At 58.4% G+C, this 22,239-nt stretch carries 19 protein-coding genes and 1 pseudogene; 10 read left to right on the top strand and 10 right to left on the bottom strand.

The annotated features are described in order from the left end of the window. Nucleotides 1-473 precede the first annotated feature (473 nt). Nucleotides 474-1,613 (top strand): epoxide hydrolase family protein, encoded by a 1,140-nt coding sequence (locus HNO79_RS10795; RefSeq protein ID WP_214164522.1) that lies wholly within the window; start codon nt 474-476, stop codon nt 1,611-1,613. 160 nt (nt 1,614-1,773) lie between these two features. On the opposite strand, the gene HNO79_RS10790 is transcribed toward HNO79_RS10795, so the two are convergent. From HNO79_RS10790 to gspG, 8 genes are all read right to left on the bottom strand, one after another. Beyond that, complete coding sequence (locus HNO79_RS10790) at nt 1,774-2,313, bottom strand: DNA-3-methyladenine glycosylase I (protein WP_244987514.1); 540 nt, start codon at nt 2,311-2,313, stop codon at nt 1,774-1,776. 581 nt (nt 2,314-2,894) lie between these two features. After that, the gene (locus HNO79_RS10785) at nt 2,895-3,503 is read right to left on the bottom strand and encodes a prepilin-type N-terminal cleavage/methylation domain-containing protein (protein WP_200410637.1); all 609 of its coding nucleotides are present in this window, start codon (nt 3,501-3,503) and stop codon (nt 2,895-2,897) included. Next, nucleotides 3,500-3,919 (bottom strand): PulJ/GspJ family protein, encoded by a 420-nt coding sequence (locus HNO79_RS10780; RefSeq protein WP_214164520.1) that lies wholly within the window; start codon nt 3,917-3,919, stop codon nt 3,500-3,502. Before HNO79_RS10780 ends, HNO79_RS10785 begins: the two co-directional genes overlap by 4 nt. Further along, on the bottom strand, nt 3,916-4,344 hold the full coding sequence (locus tag HNO79_RS10775) for a prepilin-type N-terminal cleavage/methylation domain-containing protein (RefSeq protein WP_214164519.1): 429 nt from the start codon (nt 4,342-4,344) through the stop codon (nt 3,916-3,918). The genes HNO79_RS10780 and HNO79_RS10775 overlap by 4 nt, the downstream gene beginning before the upstream one ends. Next, nucleotides 4,331-5,596 (bottom strand): type II secretion system F family protein, encoded by a 1,266-nt coding sequence (locus HNO79_RS10770; protein WP_244987513.1) that lies wholly within the window; start codon nt 5,594-5,596, stop codon nt 4,331-4,333. The genes HNO79_RS10775 and HNO79_RS10770 overlap by 14 nt, the downstream gene beginning before the upstream one ends. Continuing rightward, nucleotides 5,593-7,341, bottom strand: coding sequence for a GspE/PulE family protein (locus tag HNO79_RS10765; RefSeq protein ID WP_244987512.1), 1,749 nt, complete (start codon nt 7,339-7,341; stop codon nt 5,593-5,595). The genes HNO79_RS10770 and HNO79_RS10765 overlap by 4 nt, the downstream gene beginning before the upstream one ends. Then, nucleotides 7,338-8,150, bottom strand: coding sequence for a prepilin peptidase (locus HNO79_RS10760; RefSeq protein WP_214164518.1), 813 nt, complete (start codon nt 8,148-8,150; stop codon nt 7,338-7,340). The genes HNO79_RS10765 and HNO79_RS10760 overlap by 4 nt, the downstream gene beginning before the upstream one ends. A gap of 15 nt (nt 8,151-8,165) precedes the next feature. Then, the gene (gspG, locus tag HNO79_RS10755; protein WP_244987519.1) at nt 8,166-8,591 is read right to left on the bottom strand and encodes a type II secretion system major pseudopilin GspG; all 426 of its coding nucleotides are present in this window, start codon (nt 8,589-8,591) and stop codon (nt 8,166-8,168) included. Between the two features lie 126 nt (nt 8,592-8,717). Here gspG and HNO79_RS10750 point away from each other — a divergent pair, with 126 nt between their 5' ends. From HNO79_RS10750 to HNO79_RS10715, 8 genes are all read left to right on the top strand, one after another. After that, nucleotides 8,718-9,134 carry a lytic transglycosylase domain-containing protein gene (locus HNO79_RS10750; RefSeq protein WP_214164516.1) on the top strand — a complete coding sequence of 139 codons (417 nt, stop codon included), beginning with the start codon at nt 8,718-8,720 and terminating at the stop codon, nt 9,132-9,134. A gap of 113 nt (nt 9,135-9,247) precedes the next feature. After that, nucleotides 9,248-10,273, top strand: coding sequence for a PilN domain-containing protein (locus tag HNO79_RS10745; RefSeq protein ID WP_200410632.1), 1,026 nt, complete (start codon nt 9,248-9,250; stop codon nt 10,271-10,273). Then, a complete protein-coding gene (gene gspM / locus HNO79_RS10740) occupies nt 10,273-10,878 on the top strand; it encodes a type II secretion system protein GspM (protein WP_214164515.1) in 606 nt (201 codons plus the stop codon). Before HNO79_RS10745 ends, gspM begins: the two co-directional genes overlap by 1 nt. Continuing rightward, a complete protein-coding gene (locus tag HNO79_RS10735) occupies nt 10,875-11,534 on the top strand; it encodes a hypothetical protein (protein WP_214164514.1) in 660 nt (219 codons plus the stop codon). Before gspM ends, HNO79_RS10735 begins: the two co-directional genes overlap by 4 nt. Beyond that, complete coding sequence (gene gspD / locus HNO79_RS10730; protein WP_214164513.1) at nt 11,531-13,870, top strand: type II secretion system secretin GspD; 2,340 nt, start codon at nt 11,531-11,533, stop codon at nt 13,868-13,870. The genes HNO79_RS10735 and gspD overlap by 4 nt, the downstream gene beginning before the upstream one ends. Continuing rightward, on the top strand, nt 13,867-14,703 hold the full coding sequence (locus HNO79_RS10725) for a type II secretion system minor pseudopilin (protein ID WP_244987511.1): 837 nt from the start codon (nt 13,867-13,869) through the stop codon (nt 14,701-14,703). Before gspD ends, HNO79_RS10725 begins: the two co-directional genes overlap by 4 nt. A gap of 298 nt (nt 14,704-15,001) precedes the next feature. Beyond that, nucleotides 15,002-16,693, top strand: coding sequence for a glycoside hydrolase family 68 protein (locus tag HNO79_RS10720; protein WP_082071134.1), 1,692 nt, complete (start codon nt 15,002-15,004; stop codon nt 16,691-16,693). A gap of 137 nt (nt 16,694-16,830) precedes the next feature. Beyond that, a complete protein-coding gene (locus HNO79_RS10715; RefSeq protein ID WP_214164512.1) occupies nt 16,831-18,357 on the top strand; it encodes a glycoside hydrolase family 32 protein in 1,527 nt (508 codons plus the stop codon). 995 nt (nt 18,358-19,352) lie between these two features. Here HNO79_RS10715 and HNO79_RS10710 read toward each other — a convergent pair. Continuing rightward, on the bottom strand, nt 19,353-20,417 hold the full coding sequence (locus HNO79_RS10710) for a hypothetical protein (RefSeq protein WP_214164511.1): 1,065 nt from the start codon (nt 20,415-20,417) through the stop codon (nt 19,353-19,355). 623 nt (nt 20,418-21,040) lie between these two features. Here HNO79_RS10710 and HNO79_RS10705 point away from each other — a divergent pair. After that, entirely contained in the window at nt 21,041-21,505 is a 465-nt protein-coding gene (locus tag HNO79_RS10705) for a hypothetical protein (protein ID WP_214164510.1), read from the top strand. 372 nt (nt 21,506-21,877) lie between these two features. Here HNO79_RS10705 and HNO79_RS17505 read toward each other — a convergent pair. Then, a pseudogene (locus tag HNO79_RS17505) lies at nt 21,878-22,051 on the bottom strand (IS110 family transposase); the annotation flags it as partial. Between the last annotated feature and the right edge of the window lie 188 nt (nt 22,052-22,239).

Raw genomic sequence — 22,239 nt, 5'->3', positions numbered from 1 at the left:
CCGTCCGCGCCCTTGATCGCGACCCGTGCGCCAAAAGCCTAATCCGAAACACCGAGCAGGCAGCAACGCAGTTCTCCATTGCGCCGACGAACGCGCCGGATATGCCGTTCATACAGCCCGCCTTCCAGAAGCGATGTGAGGGCTTCCTGCTCGATGGTTGGCGTATGCCGGTCCGCGAATTGCCTGGCTGCCAGAAAAATCGGCTTCAATCCACGTGGCACGATAAGACGCCGACAACCGCAGCATCATAACCGTAAGCTGACGGAAAAATAAAATTGCCAGATCAGGAGTCCTTCATGGCCCCGGGCTGGCGGCTGCTATGGGCAGGGAGGAGTTCCGGCCCGCTTCTGGACCACAAATGGCATTAGCGGACCACTGAACTATGACGAACCCGCATGGTTTAAAAGTGTAGCGCTTCATCAACAGAGCCAATGTGAAACGTCATGAAATGATGCCTCTGCGCGGAGAAGATCATGATCTCGCCCTACACGATCGACATACCTGCCGAACGGCTCACCTCAATCAGGGCCAGTATCGAAACCTATGACTGGAGCCAGCTTCCTGATGCGGGCGGCTGGTCAGCGGGCGTCGGGATCAATGACCTGAAGCGTCTCATCACATACTGGAAAGAGCACTATGACTGGCGCGCGGTCGAACGGCGCCTTAACGCGTTGCCCAACTTTATAACCGATATTGAAGGCGAGCATCTTCACTTCATTCATGTGAGAGGTGACGGCTCCGGACCACCCGTCCTCCTCCTCCACGGCTGGCCGGGCTCGTATCTTGAGTTTAAGCAGCTGTTAAAGCCACTGGCCGCAGACGGGCATGATATTGTCGTGCCCTCGCTCCCCGGCTTTGCCTTTTCCAATCCGATCACCGGTGTCACAGGGCCACGTCGAGTGGCCGAGTTGATGCACGGGCTGATGGTTCGTCTGTTCGGTCAGGCCCGTTACGTCGTTCAGGGCGGCGACTGGGGGGCGCATATTGCAAGCTGGATGGCCTGTACACGCCCCGAGGCACTGCTCGGCATCCACGTCAACACGATGAGCGTCTTCGCCGACGACACAGCCCCAACGACTCCTGAGGAAAAAGATCTGTTTTCCCGTCGTGCCACGATCCTCGATCGAGAGACCGGCTACAGTCACGAGCAATCAACACGCCCGCAGACACTGGGCGTTGCGATGGCCGATAGCGTGGTCGGTGCGGCTGGCTGGATACTCGAAAAATTTGGCAGATGGGCGGACCTCCCGACATCCGCCGATGGCAGTCCGGATATCTGGAGCCGGTTCTCGGAAGAGGAATTGATCACCAATATCATGCTCTATATCGCACCCTCGGCAGTCGTGACGGCAACGTGGATCTATCTCGGCCGACGTCTGGAAGGTTCGGACCGGTTTCCCGTCGGCACGCGCATAGGTGTGCCGACCGGGGTCGCAGCGTTTCCCGATCCCGTATTCCTGCCGACACCACGCTCGTTTGCCGAAAAAACCTATAATATCGTGCACTGGACCGACATGGACAGAGGCGGCCATTTCGCTGCTCTGGAAGAGCCGGACCTGTTGTTGGCCGACTTGCGGGCCTTCATTGTCAAGGTATCGGAAAAGCGCTCCTGACACCGGAGTTTTTCTGCCTCCGCCCCCTCTTCAGCGCACTTTCACCGGACAATCGACTGCCCCGGTCCGGAGCAGATTGATAACGTGCACATTCCCATCTTCATGCACGAAATGATACACTTTCCATCTTCGCTGCTGCTTGCCATGATGAACGCATTCACTACGTGCCGTGCCTCGGTCCTCCAGACATGTTCTCGACCTCGCTTTTACGGAAGCAGGATGGGGCATGATCGTTGACGATGCCGACCGCCTGCATCCAGGCATAGACAATGGTCGGGCCAACGAACTTGAAACCCCGCTTTTTCAGTGTTTTCGAGATGGTTCGGGATAACTCGGTTTCCGTATTGTATCCGGAACCTTCCAATGGCCTGCCGTCCGTAAACGACCAGCAGAAGGCAGAAAAATCGTCGCCCGCATCCTGCATCGCATTGAAAATCCGTGCGCCGCGAATGGTCGCCTCGATTTTGGCACGTGAGCGGATAATGCCGGCATTGCCCATCAGTCGCTCAATATCCTCTGCCGTGAATACCGCGACTTTCCGGGGATCGAACCCGGCAAAGGCCTCCCGGAACGCCACACGTTTCCGCAACACGATCTCCCACGAGAGGCCTGCCTGAAAGCCTTCGAGCATCAGTGTTTCCCACAGCCTGCGCGAATCACGCTCAGGCACGCCCCATTCGGTATCATGGTAATCCTGCATCAGGGGGCGCGCACTGACCCAGGCACAACGACATTTATGATCCATGAAGCATCTCTGGTATAAATTTACAGGCCAACGATGCGCGTATCAGCCAGAAGACCATCTCCGCCCTTGAAATTGCTGACCTGCCCTGCGGTCATCTGAAGGCGGCCAGATCGACCCTGGCCGTCAACATACATACGCCCTCACAGCTTTGCAGTCCCAACCACCTCTTATTCGGCTTATATGACGGGGAAAAGCCCCATTTTGGATAGAAGGGCCACCATCCTGTGCGCTTTGAAGTGTATCGCGTCGATCATGCGACGTTTTAAGCCCCCCGCCCAACTCAGTCAGCACCGCGACAATCCGACGGCCATCCATCTCCGCCCCTCAGCGCCAGCGAAAAATACGGCGCAATCCGCTCCGGCTGGCCTTGAGGCAGCGAGAACACATCATTCACAAATTCACCCTACATCCACAAACATACGAATCATCAATTACTGTTCAGATCTGCAAGCCGCTCTCCAGTAAACTCGGGACAGTTCATTATCCCACAATCAGGCCAACCCTCAGGACGTACGGATCATACTGAGTATATTGAATTAATTTCGCGGATACCGAATCAACGCAACAACGATATCAGGCCATACCCGCTTTTCCTGATCCGGCAATACGATACGGATGCGGACCAGATCAGGAAGTCCATCCGTTGCCCATTCCGCCAGCCACTGCCCATGGGCAAAATAACTGATTTCCATATCTGAAACCGGAGACAGCAGAACGGCCCTTTGCGGCGCACCTGGCAATCCACGTGGCAGGACATGTTGATGGGGCAGCCAGGATAACAGCAGTACGTCCCCTTCACGGTTCAGACGGACATCCGCCAGACGATCGGCAGCCGTCATCGCCGCCCCCTCAGGCAGGCGGGTACGAAAAACCATGCCATGATGGGTGCCCGTCAACGTGCGCGTATCCAGACTGCTGCCGGGATCAGCCTGTTCGATCATCGACCTCAACAACCCGTCAAGATTGATCAGGCGCTCGCTTTCCCCAATCGACCGGCGCTGCCGTTCGAACACCGTTACGCCAAAATACGTTCCCTGCGTCAGCGTGGCCAGCAGAACGCCGAATATGACCAGAACCACCAGCAGTTCCAGCAGGGTAAAGCCAGCATCGGCGACAGGCCCCTCATATCGGCCGCAACGGATCATGGTCCGCCTCCTGCCGCCCCGCCAATACGCATCGTGCGCAGCAGGACCACGCGTGGATTATCCTCATCTGCCTGCATCGTGCTGCTTTCGCCGCGCGACCACGTTTCCCTGACCTCGACGGAATAAAGTGTAAGACGCCCCGCGCTCTGGACCGGGGCGATGCGTAGCTGCCAGCGGAAGCCATGGCCGTCATCGCCCTCCTGCACCGTAGCCGCCACAGCCAGCCCATGCCCCACAACCGCCAGATGGGACTCGGCGCGCGACAGGGCCTCGGATGCGCGATCGGCGATCCATGCATTGCGCCATCCACCCGTGCCCGTATCAAACAGGACACCCAGCGCAAGGGCGGCAATGACAAACGCCACCATGACCTCCAGCAGGGTAAAACCCGCGTCATGCCCCGCCCTCCCCGTCATGGAACGTTCTCACGCACCGTCACGCTCCCCGTCAGGGCATTGGCAGCAAGCGTGATCCGCCGCGCCCCCCGGAACAACGTGATCGTGCGGCCCGTCACACTCCCGTCGGGATGAAATACAAGGGTGACATTATCCGCCAGCATGACGCCATATGGCAGCGTATGGTCAGGTCTGCCCTCCATGCCATACCATCTCTGTGAGGCATTGGTCATGAAGATGACCGGACGGGCCATGACAATCGCGGTCATCCGTCCATCACGCATGGCGGCAGTCATGCCCTGTGCCGCAACGCGCAGTTCCAGCGTGGGTGAACGCATGGGCCCACGGGACAGGACCACCATACCGACCAGCCCCAGCACCGCCAGCACCACGATCATTTCAATAAGGGTGAACCCCTCCGCACGTTTTTCGCTAGTGCTGCGCAAGGTCGTTCAGCCCAAGCATGGCCAGCATCAACGACGATACGATACCGGCAATCATGGCCCCCATGATGATGGTAATCAAAGGTACCAGCAGGGCAACCAGACGCTGTACCCGCAGGCGCACCTGTTCTTCGTGAATGCCAGCGGCCCGTAACGCCAGCGGACCAAGCTGCGCCGTATCTTCCCCCAGCCGGATCAGATGGATGGTGCGCGATGGAAACAGCCCCGATGCGCCCAGCGAACGCGACAGCACGCCACCGCTCCGGGCGGTATCCGTTGCCTGCTCCACTGCCCCCAGCACGGCCCGGTTGCCAATCACGTCACGTACAATGCCCAGCGCCGCCAGCAGGGGCACGCCGTTGGTCAGCAGGGTACCCAGCGTACGTGTAAAGCGCGCGGCAATCGTCTCGCGCAACAACATGCCAATCACAGGCAGATGCAGCCATAACCGGTCGGCGCGCAGGCGGGGACCGGGCTGGCGGAGCATCCACCTGCCCCCCATGCCGATCAGAAACAGGCCGAACAGCATGATGATCCCGTATTGCCCCAGCCAGTGACCCGCCCCGATCAACAGACGGGTGGAAGGCGGCAGTGTCGCCCCGTTTTCCATGAATAACGGCACGAACTGCGGCAGCACCTGCGTCAGAAGCAGAACGACGGACCCAACGGCTGCGACCGACAGCAGGGCGGGATAGATCATGGCGGACTGGATGGTTGCAACCAGCGCGTGTTCACGCTCCATCATGCCCGCCAGATGTTCAAGCGTGGCAGGCAGGCTGCCCCCCGCTTCGGCCGCACGCACCAGCCCGACATACAGCGGCGGAAAGCTGTCGGGGCATGAAGCCAGCGCCACATGCAGGCTGCGCCCGTCACGCAGCGCAACGCGGATACGCTCCAGCACCGCGCGCATACGTGACCCGCCCGCCGTTTCGACCAGAAACCGCATCGCCCGGTCCAGATCCTGTCCAGCCGCCAGCATGACGGAAAGCTCCCGCGTCATGTGCGTGACCTCCGCCCGCCGCAGGCCATGACGGCGACCGGCAAAACGGAGTTTTCCCGACGGTAGCCACCCCAGCAGAAACCGGGTTATCCCCATACCCCCCGGTTCAGCCCGAAGCGGGAGATTGCCCTGCCGTCGTATCCATGCGACGGCTTCGGCCTCGCTACCGGCACTGACCATGCCCCGTATGGTCTGCCCATCGGGCGTAAGGGCCGAAAAGCGGAATGTATGGCTGGCGGGTGAAGGCTGGCTCATGGCTGTTCCGCCCGTATGCTGCGGGTGACTTCCTCGATCGTGGTCTGGCCTGCAAGGGCGGCGTTCAGCCCCGCTTCGAACATTGGCACCATGCCGCCCGCAATCGCCGCACGTTCAATGGCTGCGTGGTCGCCACCGGTGAAGACCAGATGCGTAACCGCCTCATCAGGCATCAGGAATTCCGTAATGGCCAGACGCCCGGCGTAGCCGGTGTGACGGCAACGGGGGCAACCCACGGGTTGAAACAGGGTGACGGCCTGCCCGCCGCTGCGTTCCGCCAGTCCGAAACGGGCAATCAGTTCGGACGATGCCGGCCGGGGCTGGCGGCATGCCCCGCACAGCCGCCGCACCAGCCGTTGCGCCATGACCCCACGCAGCACGGCTGTCAGCAGATAATCTTCCACCCCCATGTCGCGCAGGCGCACAATGGCGGCGGCGGCAGAGTTCGTATGCAGCGTGGACAGGACCAGATGTCCGGTCAAGGCGGCCTGAACCGCAATCTGGGCAGTTTCCACGTCCCGGATTTCACCCACCATCACCACATCCGGGTCCTGTCGCAGGATGGCACGCAGCAATGTCGCAAAATTCAGGCCGATCTGTGGCTTGACCTGAATCTGGCTGATGCCGGGCAACTGGAATTCAATCGGGTCTTCGACGGTGACCACATTGCGATCAACCGTATTCAGGGTCAGCAGACCGGAATAAAGGGTCGTGGTTTTTCCCGATCCGGTCGGCCCCGTCACCAGCACCATGCCATTGGGCAGCGTCAGCGTCCGGGTCAGGCAGGCAACGACGGCGGGCGCAATGCCCAGGGCAGCATAATCAAAAGTGACAGCCGAGCGGTCCAGAACGCGGAGCACCACCGTCTCACCATGCAGGGAAGGAATGGTGGAGACACGGAAATCGACCTCATGCCCCCGGATGGGCAGCCGGATGCGGCCATCCTGCGGCAGACGGCGTTCGGCAATATCCAGCCGCGCCATGATCTTGATACGTGAGATGACAGCCGCGGTCAGTGACACTGGCGGGCTTTCGACTTCATGCAATATGCCATCATAGCGATAGCGTATGCGCAGGCGATCCTCGAAGGGTTCGATATGAATATCGGATGCCCGGTTTTCGACCGCGCGGAAGATGATCTGGTTGACAAGCCGGATAACCGGCGCTTCGGATGCCATGTCGCGCAGGCGTTCCGTATCTTCCTCAAACGGCGTATCTGATTTTTCTTCCCCCTCCGCCACATCGGACGGGGGATAGAGACGTTCGAAGGCCGCCTCGATCTCGACAGGAATCGCAATGGCGGGTGTCACCGCAAGCCCCGTGGCGGCCGTGATGGCGGCCGCGGCAAAATGGTCCAGCGGATCAGTCAGCGCAACGACAAGCGTATGCTCCGTGCGGGCGATCGGCAGCGCGTGGACATCACGCAGGAAACGAGGCTGCAACCTGTCGGCCAGGATGGGTTCAGCAGGAAACCGGTCAGGACCGACAACGGGTATTCCCAGCAGTTCGGCATAGGCTTCCGCCAGCCCCCGTTCCGAAATCAGCCCAAGCCGCAGAAGCGCGATATCAATCCGCCCCCCCATATCCGCCGCCGCCCGGCGTGCGCGATCGAGCGTGCGCGAATCACACCGCCCCGTCCGGACCAGAAGCTGCAGCAGGCGTGCGTCCACTGTCCCGGGTGCAGGTGGCCCCTCCGTCACCATCACCGGTGCGGGACCGGCATCCCCGTGCGGTTCCATCATCATGACGCGCCGCCCCCCACACCCGAAAGGAACACAAGCCACATCATCAGACCCAGTCCCGGCCCGAACGGGATGCGGATGGCTGTTACATGCCCGCGTTCGCTGTGCGCTGGCGCAACCTCCATCTGCCTGCGCAGGGACAGGCCGGTATATGCCACACCCGTTGCAACCAACGTCACGATGGCGGCCCCCGTGACAACGAAAGGCAGGGAGCCCAGACCCGTCCACGCCCCGGCCGCCGCCAGCAGCTTTGCATCCCCCATGCCCAGCCCCTCATACCCACGCAGGCGGCGGTAAGTCAGCGCGATCAGACGAAAACCGCCGTACCCCGCTGCCGCTGCAACCGTATGTTCGGGCACGACCGCAGGCGACAGCAGGCGACACGACAGCAATCCCCCCAGCAGCAACGGCAGGGTCAACGCATCGGGCAGACGCTGGGTTTTCAGGTCAATCCAGCCCAGCGCAAGAAGGGTCCAGCCCAGCGCGCATCCGCTCCATATCCATACCGGGGCCGGTGTGGAAAAACGCATGTATCCAGCACAGGCCACGATAACAGCCGCCCCCAGCGCCAGCAGTTCGACAAGGGGATGGAACCGGCCGATGGCCGCACGGCAGTACCGGCACCGCCCACGTGTCCCGGCATAACTCAGTAACGGCACCAGATCGCGGGCCATCAGCCGCGATCCGCAGTGCTCACAGGCGGAGCGGGACAATACAACCGGCTGACCGACCGGCAGGCGCCGGATCAGGACACCAAGGAATGATCCCGCAAAAGGGGCGGCCAGCAGCGCGATGAGAAGCGTTCCATCCATCCGCGCATTTCCCTTCTAGGGGTTGCATATCTGGTGGGCGGGATCATCCCCATGGCCAGCCGGTCCGGCCGAGCACAGATCATAATCATGGTCGGGACGATCGGAAGGATTGCGATAGATATAGGGATGGTTCCACGGATCGAGTAACGGGCGACTGTCCTTTACATAAGGACCATTCCACGTCTCGGCATCAGCGGGGCGGGTCACAAGGGCCTGCAGCCCTTCATCGGTGGAGGGATAGGATCCGACATCAAGTTTATACAGGTCAAGGATCTGCCCCATCCGTTCGATTGACTGCCGGGCGACGGAGGTACGCGCCCCACCCAGCTGGCGCAGGGCCGCCGGGGCGACCAGTCCGATCAGCAGGCCAAGGATTGCGATAACGACCAGCAGTTCGATTAACGTGAATCCTTTTTCGTCGCGTTTTTTGTGGAACCCTATGAAACGGGCAGTTTTTTTTCTTTTCCCTGAAATAAACCGCCGTTCTTTTCTTGCGTTTTGCAAATGATCGCGCGGGGCTGTCCCGCCGCATGGCACGGCGCCACGGTCAGAAGGTGTGGGAGAACGATGGGAATTCCGTATCTGGCCTGCATGGCGCTTGTCGCATCGCTCTATCATCTGCCGCCGCGCGTACTGCCCGCAATCCAGGCGGTGGAGGGCGGTTATCCCGGTCTGGAACACCCCAATACCAACGGCACCCGTGATCTGGGGGTCATGCAGGTCAATACGGCGTGGCTTGGTCCACTGGTCCGTTATACCGGCACACCCATGGCCACGGTCTATCACCGGTTGCGTGATGACGCCTGCTACAACATTGCGGCGGCGGGGGCGATCATGCGCACCCAGATGGATGCCACGCATGACGGTCTGCTTCGGGCTGTCGGCAATTACCATTCCCATACTCCCGACCTGAACCGGGCCTATCAGTTGCAGGTCATGCAATCGGCAGCCCGCCTGTTTGCCGCGGCACAGACGGGGCGGTGAAACGTCATCGCCATACTGGCCGATACGTTCCCCGACACCCGGAACACACCATGGATGCGAGAGTTTCCCTGACCATGAAAATACGCGACGTCCGGGACTGGTGGTTACGACAGATGCACGATCTGCTTCCTGCGTGGCTTATACGTGAAAGCCGTGCATTCGATGGCTACATGATCGACTACCTGCCCGATGGGGTCATGCTGCGCCTGCCGGATGGAACGGCCGTGTCCCTGCCTGGCCCTGCGCCGCAGGTGGATGGCGGGGGCATACCTGCGGCCGATCAGTCCACCCTGCACGACGCGCTGACGGCGATCGTGGCCACCCATGGCCGCAGGGAAGTCATCCTGCGGCCCAATCCCACAATGCTGCTGGAACGTGAAGTGATCCTGCCAACAGCCGCGGAACACTCACTTGACCACGTTCTGGTTTACGAAATGGACCGTCTGACGCCCTTTGCCGCTGCGGATGTTGTCTTCGGTGCGCGGATCATGCGGCGGGACATGGCGGCGGGACGGCTGCATGTATGTCTTTCCCTTGTGCCGACCGCAGCACTGGGCGGGCTGCTGCCTGTCCTGCGCAGTGCCGGCATGGAGCCACTGGCGCTGGAAATTCTCCGGCCCGGGCCAGGCCCGCTGCACCTTTCACTGACACAGCGGAGGTCAATGGCGCAGCGTCGTGCCCGGCACCTGCTTACCGGGGCGGCGGCGATATGCGGGGGGCTGGCGGTCGTGGCCCTGGTCCTGCCCTTTGCATTGCAGTCCGTGGCTTACGCACGGCTGGACCGCCGCATGGCCAGTGTGCGTGCCCCCGCACTGGCCGCAACCCGGATCAGACAGGACATACAGGGCGAGGCTGCGGGACGGAACCTTATACGCGCCGAACAGCAGCGACTGGGCAATCCCCTTGTCATACTTGGCGCCCTGACCACTGCGCTGTCCGATGATACCTACCTGACCGACCTGTCCCTGCAGCAGGGGCGACTGCTGATAAGCGGCCAGTCACATGCAACGACTGCGGTCATACAGGCGATGAACGCCGACCCGGTTTTTATGGCGCCTTCCTTCGCAGCCCCCGTCACCCGGTCCAGTGACCGGGGCTACAGCCAGTTTTCCATACAGGCCACGGTGGGAAAGCGCTGATGGTGTCCCAGCCCCCTCCCACCATGACACAGGGCATCCTGCCCGAAGGGCGGTCTGGCAGGATACTGGCATGCGCCATGGCAGGGATTGTCATTCTGGTAATATGGAATGGCATCGCGCTGCCACTGATGGGCTGGTACCATCAACGGGCCGAAGCACTAAACATGCGCGCCGCAATGACTGCGCGCATGACCGAACTGGCGGCCGCCCTGCCTGCCCTGCGCCAGCGGGCTGCGACATCCCGGCCCGGCCCGTCGTTTTTCCTCAACGGGGCCAACGACACGGTCACTGCCGCCGCGTTGCAGGACCGGGTGCAGGCCATGGCAACAGCGCTGGGGGCCACGCTGTCGAGTGTGGAAACCCTGCCCGTCGTGCAGTCCGGGGCCTATCACCGCGTCAGCGTGCGGATTGCCACCACGGTTTCCTTTGAAACGGATGTCCGGCTGCTGGATGCCATCGCACGGGCAACACCGGCAATGGTGGTTGATGAACTGCAACTGCATCTTGCCGCGGGGGCGCGGCGTGACAATCCCATGCTGGATACGGCCATGACCGTCATTGCCTACAGGCCGGAAGGCGGCACGCCGCGCAAGGGGGCGCGATGATCCGCCTTTCCCTGCCCCTCCGACTGCCGGTTCCGGTCGGACTGCTGGCGCTGGTCTGCTGTGGTGTGGTACTGGCGGGCATTGTGGTTGAAGAATGCCACAGCCCCGCCCCCCATCCACCCGCGCAACCTGATATCCTCAGGGGACTGCCCACGGCGCAGCAAACTGCGCAGAATGGGACGGACCGGCTGGAAGGCGGGCTGCCGTCCATCCTCCAGCGTCCCCTGTTCGTCCCCTCCCGTCGTGCGGCGAATGACGGCACCACGGCCACGGCAGGCATGCGGTTGAGTGGCATCGTGATCGGACCGGGCGGCATCAGGACCGCCATCTTTTCCCTGCCCCGCGGCGCGGTACCACCGGGCATCCTGCACGCCCCCGGCAGCTCCCGGGGTGCAGGCAGTCGCGGCATACTGGCGCGCGAGGGGGACGTGATCGGACCATGGCACATACGCCGGATCGGACCAGAAACCGTGGGGGTGGACGGCAGTCACGGCATGACGGAACTGCGCCCCGATCGGGAACGGGGTGGCGGCAAACGCGCCCCACCGGGCAGCCAGCAGGGCGACGATGCGTCTGCCGGTCCGGATGATGCCATTACAATCCCTGAAGCACGCCTTCCCGTTCCCCCGCCCCCTCCGGCCCGGTCGCATCCATGAATCCATTTTCCGTTACCCCTGCCCGCTTCGCCACCCTGTCCGGGTGGTGTGCCGCCCTGCTGGCGTGCATGTCCATGACAGGATGCGATACGGGCGCGCCACCCAGGGTATCACCATTGCCCGGTCCCCAGTTGCTGCATGGCGGGGCCGAGCCCCCGGTAAACGGGCCGGTCGGATCGACCGATCACCCCATGACCGCACAGGTCAGCTATGGCCGTGATACCGTTCCCCATCTGGCCCACGGGGTGCAGACAACTCCATCAGGAACCGTGACGCTGGATTTTGCCGATACGGATATCCGTGATGTCGTGGCGCAGATATTGGGCAATGTGCTGCACGTCAATTACACGATCGATCCAGCGGTAACAGGCACGGTGACACTCCATACCGCAACACCGCTGCTGAGCAGGGAAATGCTGCCTGTCCTGCAGATGCTCCTGTCGGAAGTGGGGGCGACCCTGGACCGGGTAGGCGATCTGTACCGGGTAACGCCCGGTGCCGCCAGGCCTGCGGGCACGGCTGCCGGTGCGGGTGCCGCAGGCGGCAGCCCGGTGGGGCTGGCGGAAGATCCGGCAATGGCGGGCAGCATCATGGTGCCACTGCGCTATGCCGGGGCGGAAGACCTTGCCAAGGCGCTGCAGCCCTTCGTGCAGGGCAGCGGCCATGTCACCGCGGCCAGCGGGGCGAATGCGCTGCTTGTCGCCGGTGATCCCGTCACGCGCAATACGATCGTGGATCTTGTCCATGCCTTCGATGTCGATATGCTGGCGGGACAGTCCTATGCCCTTCTGCCCGTCTCTTCCGGGGCAGCGCGCGACATGGCCACGGCGTTGCAGGAAGCCCTGCGCGGACATGGCGGCGCACTGGCGCAGGTGGTACGGGTCATTGCGATGTCGCGCGTGGATGCCGTGCTGGTTGTCGCCAGTTCCGCCCGGTACATTGCCGATACGCGCCGGCTATTCGATCTGCTGGAACGCACCCGGCGGACGACAATGCGTACGTGGCACGTCTATTATATCCAGAATACCAATGCCAATGACGCGGCCTATATCCTGCAGCAGGCCTTCACCCCTGATGACGTGACGGCCCAGCCTACCCAGCCACCACAGGCAAATATTCCCGGTGCGGGCCAGCAGGCCACCACAGGCATGACGGGTGGTGGTGGCCTGTCCGGACTGGGGGGCATGCAGTCCGGCAGTACGCTGGGTGGCGGAACCGGACTGGCCGGCGGCACAGGCATGATGTCTGGTATCACGCAGCCCGGGGCACAGGTCGGTGCGGCAGGCGGCACGCAGCCTGCGAACGCCAATCCGTTGCTGGGCGGCCTTGACAATACCGCCGGGGGAAACGGTCGGGCCCGGGGCATGCGGATCATCCCCAGCCCCCAGCATAACGCGCTGCTGATCTATGCCACCGATCAGGAAAACGACACGATTGAAGACATGCTGCGCAAGGTGGACATCCTTCCCGTGCAGGTACGCATCGATGCCGTGATTGCCGAAGTGCAACTGAATGACGCCCTGCGCTACGGCACGCAGTTCTTTTTCAAGTCAGGTGGCATCAACGGCGTGCTGAGCAGCAACAGCCAGACCATTACCACCGGCAAGCTGGCTTCCGCCGCGTTCAGTCATACCCTGCCCGGTTTCATCATCGGCAGCGCAAGTGGCAGCGGCGGGGCGCCCATCGCCCTGGATGCGCTGCAGAATGTGACGAAGGTGCATGTCCTGTCCTCGCCCCAGATCATGGTTCTGGACAACCAGCCAGCACGCCTGCAGGTGGGGCAGCTTGTTCCGATCCAGACGGGATCACAGTCCAGCACGATCGGGACCTCGATCTACAACCAGTTCACGTACCAGCCCACCGGGGTCATCATGCAGGTGACGCCACGGGTCAATAACGGCGGACTGGTGACGCTGGACATCTCGCAGGAAGTCAGCTCGGTCAGTTCCACATCATCCAGCACGGTCAACCCGACCTTCAATGACCGCTCCGTCACGTCCCGCGTGGTGATACAGGACGGGCAGACACTGGGGCTGGCCGGATTGATCACCGATACATCTTCGCGCAACAACAGCGGCATTCCATGGCTGAAAGATATCCCGGTGCTGGGCATACTGGCAGGCGACCAGAGCAATAACCGCCAGCGCACGGAACTGCTGGTTCTCATCACCCCCCACGTCATGCATGACCAGCGGGACGCACAGGCGCTGACCGCTGACCTGCGCGATACATTGCCCAATGCGGCCGGCGTGCCTGATGAACTGACGACCATGCGGTCCACCGGCAGTGCCGACCCGCAGGCCCGTATCCGCCGTGGCGTCGGGCTGGGGCCGTGAAGACACCGCCACCACGTATACGAACCACGACCGATGGTGGCTTCGCACTGCTGATCGTATTGTGGGCGGTGGTCCTGCTGTCATTCCTGGCATTTGCCATCGCATCCGCAGGGCGGGGGCAAATGCGTACGACCGATCTGCTACGTCTTCATGCCCGCCTGCAGCAGGAAGCTGACGGAGGGATATGGGAAGCGGCGTTCCACCTGCTTGATACCTCGGCCGGGCACTGGGGGGCGGATGGAACCGACCACCTGATCCGGCACGGGAACACGCGGCTGGATCTGCGGATCACCAGTGAAGCGGGAAAGATCAATCCCAACATTGCCTCAACCGGGCTACTGCTGGCGCTGTTACGGGCAACAGGGTTGGACATGCACGAAGCACAGGCACTGACCCTCAATATCCGTGCATGGCGCTTCCCTGCATCATCGGACAGCATCGTACTACCCGGCGGACCGGCCGCCTATGCCGCAGCCGGCCTGCCCTACGGACCACCGGGCGCACCGTTCCAGAGTGTGGGGGAACTGCGCCTGGTGCTGGGCATGACACCCGTGATCGCGGCCCGCCTCATACCACATATGAGCATATACTGGGATGACGACCCGGTCGTGGAACACGCTGACCCGGTGGTGCGTCAGGCCGTGATAAATGCCGGATACACTTTCCCCACTGGAGGAATGGCCCGGGCCGAGCAGGTGGTCAGTATTGAATCCGCCGCGCAGGACGGGTCTGGCGCACGTGCCTTCCGTCATGCGATCATCATGAAGGCGCCTGCGGATAACGCTGCAGCCCCCGTCCGGGTACTGGAATGGGACATTCCCGAAGGAAAATAAAAACGTATGGCTGTTCTTATGGCCTGTATTAAAAATGCGTTAAAATATTTTCCTGTCCGGGCAACCTGTTCATGAGCCTGCCGTTCGAGACACGAGATGTCATGCCTGTATTTATCAAAATATGACGACATGATTCTCAAATACAACGAAAATAGACGCGACAGTCATGATCGTGTGTTCATGCCCTGAAACAGACAGCGACAACGATACGGAACAAGTAATGACGTCGAGTCCATAACCCGTATACTTCGGCACGGCGTCTGAAGTGCGGGATCATCCTATGCCGGAGTACGTAGAAATGGAAATTTCCAATCAGGATGTCTCCAGAATAATCGGCAACGGTCATTCTGGCCGAAAAGTGTATGGAACCGCCATCAGACTGGTCCTTGCCTGTGCCATTACGGGCAGTGTCCCCCTTGTCACGGCGCACGCGCAGACCGCAGTCACCCCGGTGCCCGGTTTTCCGGCGCCTACCACCCATACACAACAGGTCTATAGCCCGTTCGACACGTTCACCTCCCGATGGACACGTGCGGATGCACGGCAGATCAAGGCCCGATCCGACCCGAATGTTGCCGTAGGGGCGAATTCCATGCCGACCAGCGTGACAATGCCCGATATTCCTGCCGACTTTCCCCAGACGAACCCGGATGTATGGCTATGGGATACATGGACATTGATCGATGCCCACGCCAACCAGTTCAGCTATAATGGATGGGAAGTCATTTTCGCGCTGACGGCTGACCCCAATGCCGGATATACCTTTGATGACCGGCACGTGCATGCGCGTATCAGTTATTTCTACCGTCGTGCGGGCATCCCCGCTTCGGCGCGGCCACGTAACGGGGGGTGGATATATGGCGGTCACCTGTTCCCCGATGGGGCCAGCGTCAAGGTGTTCGGTTCCACCCCGCTGACCAACAATGCCGAATGGTCAGGATCGACGCGCCTGCTGAAAACGGACGGAAACGAAGTAGCGGTGTTTTATACCGCACTTGGCTTCAACCGCACGGCGGAGGGGGCGAACATTGCGCCCCCCGTTGCGATCATTTCCAAGACGAACGGCAGGATCCATGCAGACCTGAACCATGTCTGGTTTACCGGGTTCAATAACCATACCGGGCTGCTGCAGCCTGATGGAACCTATTACCAGACCGGGCAGCAGAATGAATTCTACTCTTTCCGTGATCCCTTCACGTTCGAGGATCCGCAGAACCCCGGGCAGACATTCATGGTATTCGAAGGCAACACGGCGGGCGAACGCGGCGCAAAGGACTGCACGGCAGCCGACCTGGGTTATCAGGCGGGTGACCCCAATGCCGAAGATCTGGATACCGTACAGAATTCGGGAGCGACATACCAGAAAGCCAATATCGGCCTGGCTGTATCCACCGACAGTTCCCTGACGCAATGGCGTTTCCTGCCGCCCCTTATTTCCGCGAACTGTGTCAACGACCAGACGGAACGGCCTCAGGTCTATATCAAGGATGGGAAATACTATCTGTTCACCATCAGTCATCGCTCAACCTTCGCAGCAGGCATTGATGGACCAGATGGGGTTTATGGTTTTGTCGGCAATGGCCTGAGAAGCGATTTCGAACCGCTGAACTGGGGCAGCGGTCTGGCGCTGGGCAATCCCACCGACCTCAATACCGCAGCGGGTTCGGATTTTGATCCCGATCCACAGCAGAACCCACGTGCATTTCAGGCGTATTCGCATTATGTGATGCCTAATGGTCTGGTTGAATCGTTTATCGACACGGTAGAAGGCCGGCGTGGCGGGGCACTGGCGCCCACCGTGAAGATCCAGATCAGTGATGCAACGACCCAGATCGACCTGTCATATGGTCAGAACGGGCTGGGTGGATATGGCAATATCCCGGCAAACCGGTATGATCTGGACTGGCAGGGGTTTGTGCGTGACCTGCTGCAGTCCGGAAGATCGCCCAATGCCAGTATATCACTTGCCTCGTTCGTACAGCAGCAATAATGCGGCAGTTGTTCATATGATGCCCACATTCCTGAGGGGGAGCCATCAATAAAATGCGGGCAGAAATGATACGGTGGGCTGTATTGCTGGTATTATCGACCAACCTGCCTGCGCTGGCGACGGCGCAGGCAGCCGACATGCAACAGACCGCGCCATTACAGGTCGCCACCCCACAGTGGCGCCCGCTGTTGCATTATACGCCCCAACGTAACTGGATGAATGATCCCAATGGCCCTTTTTTTTACAAGGGAGTCTATCATCTTTTCTATCAGTACAATCCTGTAGCCTCCGAATGGGGGAATATGTCCTGGGGATATGCGACCAGCACGGACCTGCTGCATTGGCATGAACATGATGTCGCGCTTCCGTCCAATGAGACAAAAGACATTTTTTCCGGAACAGTCGTGGCGGACCCCCATAATACGTCCGGGCTGGGCACGGCAAACAATCCGCCGCTGGTGGCACTGTACACCAGTGTCTTCAAGAAAAACGCGTCCAGGGAACCCGGCGTGCAGGCGCAGTCCCTTGCATACAGTCTTGACAATGGCCAGACATGGAAACCCTATAAGAAAGACCCTGTCCTGACGTTATCACCGGATTCACTTCACTTTCGTGACCCCGGCGTGTTCTGGTACGCGCCCGGCGGTTACTGGGTCATGGCAACGGTCGTTGCAAATGCACCGGTCGTCAAACTATACAAATCGGCCAACCTGACGGACTGGACATTCCTCAGCGATTTCGGTCCGGCCGGCTTTATTCGCCCGGGAATGTTATGGGAAATGCCATCGCTATTTCCCCTGCCCCTGGACGGGAATCCGGCACAGCAGAAATGGGTCCTGATGCTGGGGATCAATCCATGGAGCATCGCGGGCGGATCGGGCAGCATCTATTTCGTTGGGTCCTTCGATGGCACGGCATTCCACCCGGACAGACTGCCGCCCGATGGATCAGACCCGGCAGCATATGACTGGCTCGATCACGGGGCGGACCATTATGCCGCAATCCCGTTTGCTGGCCTGCCTGAAAACACACCTGTTACCATCGGCTGGATGAGTAACTGGGACTATGCCTCCCAGGTACCGACATCGCCATGGAAAGGCCAGATGACCCTGCCCATGACCATGACCCTGCGAACAATTGATGGCACCCCCCAGCTTTGCCTGACCCCCGAAAGCCATTACACTGCGTTGGTTGCGGCCCGACCGACGCTATCTTTCGACGGGTTGCAGGTATTCTCGGGAGACCATCTGCTACCTGACCGTGTGCATGGTCAGGTTCTGGATATTGACATGAGCATGCACATGCAAAACGCGGATCGTGCCGGAATAGTCGTGCGAGCCACACCCGATGGCCATACCGGCACTAATATTGCTTACGATATGAAAAAGCATATGTTGACCGTCGACCGGTCACGTTCGGGCCTGACTGATTTCTCACCAAAATTCAGTCATGAACATATCGTCAATATGCCTTCGCAGACAGGGGACATTTCTTTACATGTTATTGTTGACCGCAATTCTATTGAAATTCTTTCCCGAAACGGTTCTGTCGTCATAACGGACCTTATCTTCCCACCTGCCAGGGCTGATCGTGTCATAGCCTTTTCCGAAAATGGCATGACAGAATTCAGGCATATGAAAATCACCCCCCTTGATAGCAACTAATGTTTGAAGATTTTTAATTTAATTATATTATGATACAATCATTTAGTACTTTAACTTCGGAATGAAACGTACAGCTGTTTATTATTAGCACGATGCAGTCTGTCTGGATCTCTTTAATCAAGAAAGTCTATCCGAGGGGCAAGACCCCGCCGAAGAACCTTCGGCGGAAGATTTCCGTGACCTTCTGATGGCATACAAACGGCGCAAAGTGGCGTGCCCTGCCAGCTACTGTTGGGTCCCTGGTTAACCGCCGCACAATTGTTTATCCGATGGTCGAGGCTCCACGTGTGGCAGCACCTCTTTAAAAAGACTCAGAGACAGGGATCAGCCCCTCTGCAGGGTCTTTCTCGATTGGGCGCCGATCCGTACCCATCACAAGGCAGCCGAAACCGCTCCAAAAACAGGGATACAATGGACGCCATAGGGATCGTTAGGTTTCCTGGCCACTCACGTGGCAGCTTTGGCATCTGGGTGTGCATCGGCGCAGATGCGGCATGGCAGAACACTATCATTCACACCGTCCCCGGACAGGCACACGAACTGTCATCACATTTATAATCCGCGCGACGTCTGCTGCGTTTACCTCCCTACGTTGCCTGTGATCGTGGGTATATCTAGCACAAATCCCGTAAAGATCCCTGGAACCGCAGATGTCGCAATGCCATGCTGCCAAGAAAGAATGATCCTGAGTTCGCCTGTCTCAAATGGGCTTACTGACACCGGCATCTGGTCGAAACCCTGTGGACAAGGCGCAAGGAATGGCGCGCTGCCGCTATCTGCCAATACGAAAAGGCAGCCACATTCTTCCTCTTCGTTATCCTCATCGCCATAACTATTGGTGCGGGCCTGATCGGAATCCAGTTAGTGCATCCACACGTCCCGTCAACAGGTATGAGCATTTTGGAGAGAGGGAATGTGATGCATTCCGCCTGTGACTACTCAACAGGTTATTTTCAAATCATCTCCTGATATTTCAATCCATAAGCTGACGACATTCACCCATTCACCGGTATGGTCAGCACGGCACCCGGATTTTTGGTGGTCTTTGAAAGCTCCATCAGAATCTGCAACATTGTAAATCCAAGCTTACTGGGAAAATCGGTATCTGATATATAGTAGAATTTATTATTATATTTTATTGACACAAAAGAAAGATGCGGCTGTTCATTGCTGACATGAACAAAAACCGTCGGTTTTGTATTGCGCCCTACCAGAATGATTTTGGGAAGAGTGCGCCCCGAATCAATATCTTCCTGCGGAACGTCGATCTGATAAGCAATCTGTCCTAGAACGCCAAGCATTGTACGGGTAAGTAGCCTGATCTGGCCATGTTGCGGTTTTCCTGCCCCATATACGACTTCCACACGCTCGTCTTTTGGGCCCATCTCGAAAAAACGCCGCGTTGACTTGACCACTTCGGCCAGAAGAGGATCTGTAGTCGATGATACCGTAAGAAATACGCGATCAAAAGCCGGAGTTTTTCCCGGTATTTCCTCGCTATGTTCTAGTTGTATGCCTAAAAGGCCTGCAATCTGCAACCGGCGGAGATCATAGATGAGTTCGAAAAATTCAGGCGAACCTCTCCCGACATCGCCCCCTATGGCGCCTGCGTTATTGATAAGATTAACCGACTGGACCGATAAACGAAATAAAATATCTATGGGCAACCCCCCCATGGCCAGGGGAAGCAGGCTACCGGGAGGAAGCGGGCGCAGGAAACTTTGCGCATAGGCATCTCCCGTAACGGGTTGGAAAGTAAAAGTCGGACTTTCCTGTATCTGCGCCCCGATAGCCCCCGCTGGCCTGATCGGATTTGAGTCTGAGCCAACCCCAATGGAAATATTGCGCTGCAACTGGTAGCCGGAAATCAGCTGGGTCGTATCCAGAAAGCCCGGGGTGTCGGCATATCTTAAACGGACCACATTAAGGAGTGTCTGTTGTTTGGAAGAGCCAATCAGCGCCTGAGAATAATCAAGTTGATCACGATCGAGTCTTTGAGATCCGACACCATAACATCCACTCAACAAGAAAATGAGCGGCACCACCGTAAACTTTTTCATAACAATAAAACTCTGTATCTTTTAATATAACGTATTATATTTCATTTTAACTGTTTTTTCTTGGTAACGGTTGGGTACCTGACTTCATAAACTGACCTGATTGCATTCTATCATGATAACACGCGATTTTATTAAATTGTAACTACATTGTTTTTTGTCTGGCAATGGCGATAATCACGATCACCATCATTTCATACATACTTTTAATAATTGGCCGGGTGTCCAAGGCGATGCTCTGGTTGCCATATTGTTATGACATTATTAAAATTAATGGCAATTATGCTCAATTTATATGCACCCATGCTTACGGGTTCGACTCTGTGCACCCATATGTTGCCAGTTTTTGGAGGGAAGAGCCTCGCTCCATTGGACAGCAGAAGCACCAAACCGAAGAATACAAAATATGTCAGATACAGGGAACGTGAATATGATTGTGATCGCATTGCCTATTTCAGCCACCTGCACAGCACATGAAAGCTATTTTCACGGGATATGTGTGATTATAAAATAATGTGTTAACCATTCGACACATTGCCATCACATCCTGTGCATCAGAGGCAATTTAGAGTAATCAAAGTGGGATTGTGAACGTTATCCAAATTTCCCGTAAGGTGTCCCGTACTATGCGTAAAAGCTTTTTCGCCCTTGTTCCAGCACTCCTGCTGACTGGCCATGCGTATGCGACAGACATCAAGCTTCCCGATGGAACTCCGACAAGCGTGACCGTCCAGACACCTTGCACAAGTGAGAGCTACAAGGAATACGAAACCTGCATTTCCGCTATCCTGAGCCTGCCTTCGAACCGTGGCGGCGATATCGATATCAGGGCGATCGAAACCTTGCTGCCTAAAGATATTCAGAAAGCAGCCATCATAAGCGGGATCACGGCAGCACCGGTTGTACCGATGACTGTGTCGTTAAAGCATTATGATGACAGGAATATCATCTGGCCATCAACAGACACGCCACTCGATCATATTATAATCCCCAATAATGGAACCTATCAGGTTGTGCTGACAACTGCTGACGGTGGAAAAACATGGGGTATGCGGATCATCATCGAACAGCCGGGGTCGATAGATCAATAAAATTCGATTATTTTTTTTGGAAATTTATTACTTAATGTTGTATTTGTAATTAATTTTAATAGTATGTTATAATTCTCCTTGCGCAGAATACGGTACGTACACCGGTTATAATGCAATGTGCTACGTCCTATATTGGGAAGCATTCGGTCGATTTGGCAACACGCCTCCACCGGCAGTTTGCACTGTCGTTGAAGAATACTGCAAGCAAAAATCAGACGGTCTCCAACGCAAAATAAAGGTGCTCCCTGCCATAGCAAACACAGAGTCCAGAGCGGCGTGATGGCGCCGTGGCTCTAACCGTCCTGAAGATGGGATGCGATAACCCAGATGGAGAGACCCAAACATTGTCTACAAGGTCGCTGACGTGCCCTCTCAGCGCTGAGTGAGAGGGGTTCCTCCACCAGGAACCGGCCCCTCAACGAAGGGCCGGTAATCGTCACCGCGTTTAATGATCGCGTGCACAACGCGTCCCATCTTTGCGGTGATGACTGTGAGCGCCTTGCGGCGCAGGTCCGGATCATGCCGGTCCCTGGCCACATAGCGATCGCAGGAGCATCGGGGCGATCGGCAAGGCGATGGATGTCTGAGCGGTTTCCCAGATGTCGCCAAATAGACGAGACTTGCTGACCTTGCGACCGACGACGTCTCAGGCTGTGGCGACAAACGCATCCTTACCGAGCACCGTGATCCTAGCCTAGCAGGAAAAACGGTCGGTGCTGTGGCACTACATCGCA

This window comes from Komagataeibacter oboediens (assembly GCF_018491655.1).
Taxonomy (GTDB): Bacteria; Pseudomonadota; Alphaproteobacteria; order Acetobacterales; family Acetobacteraceae; genus Komagataeibacter; species Komagataeibacter oboediens.
Note: the sequence above shows the minus strand (reverse complement) of the source record. Positions and strands in the feature narration are given on the sequence as shown.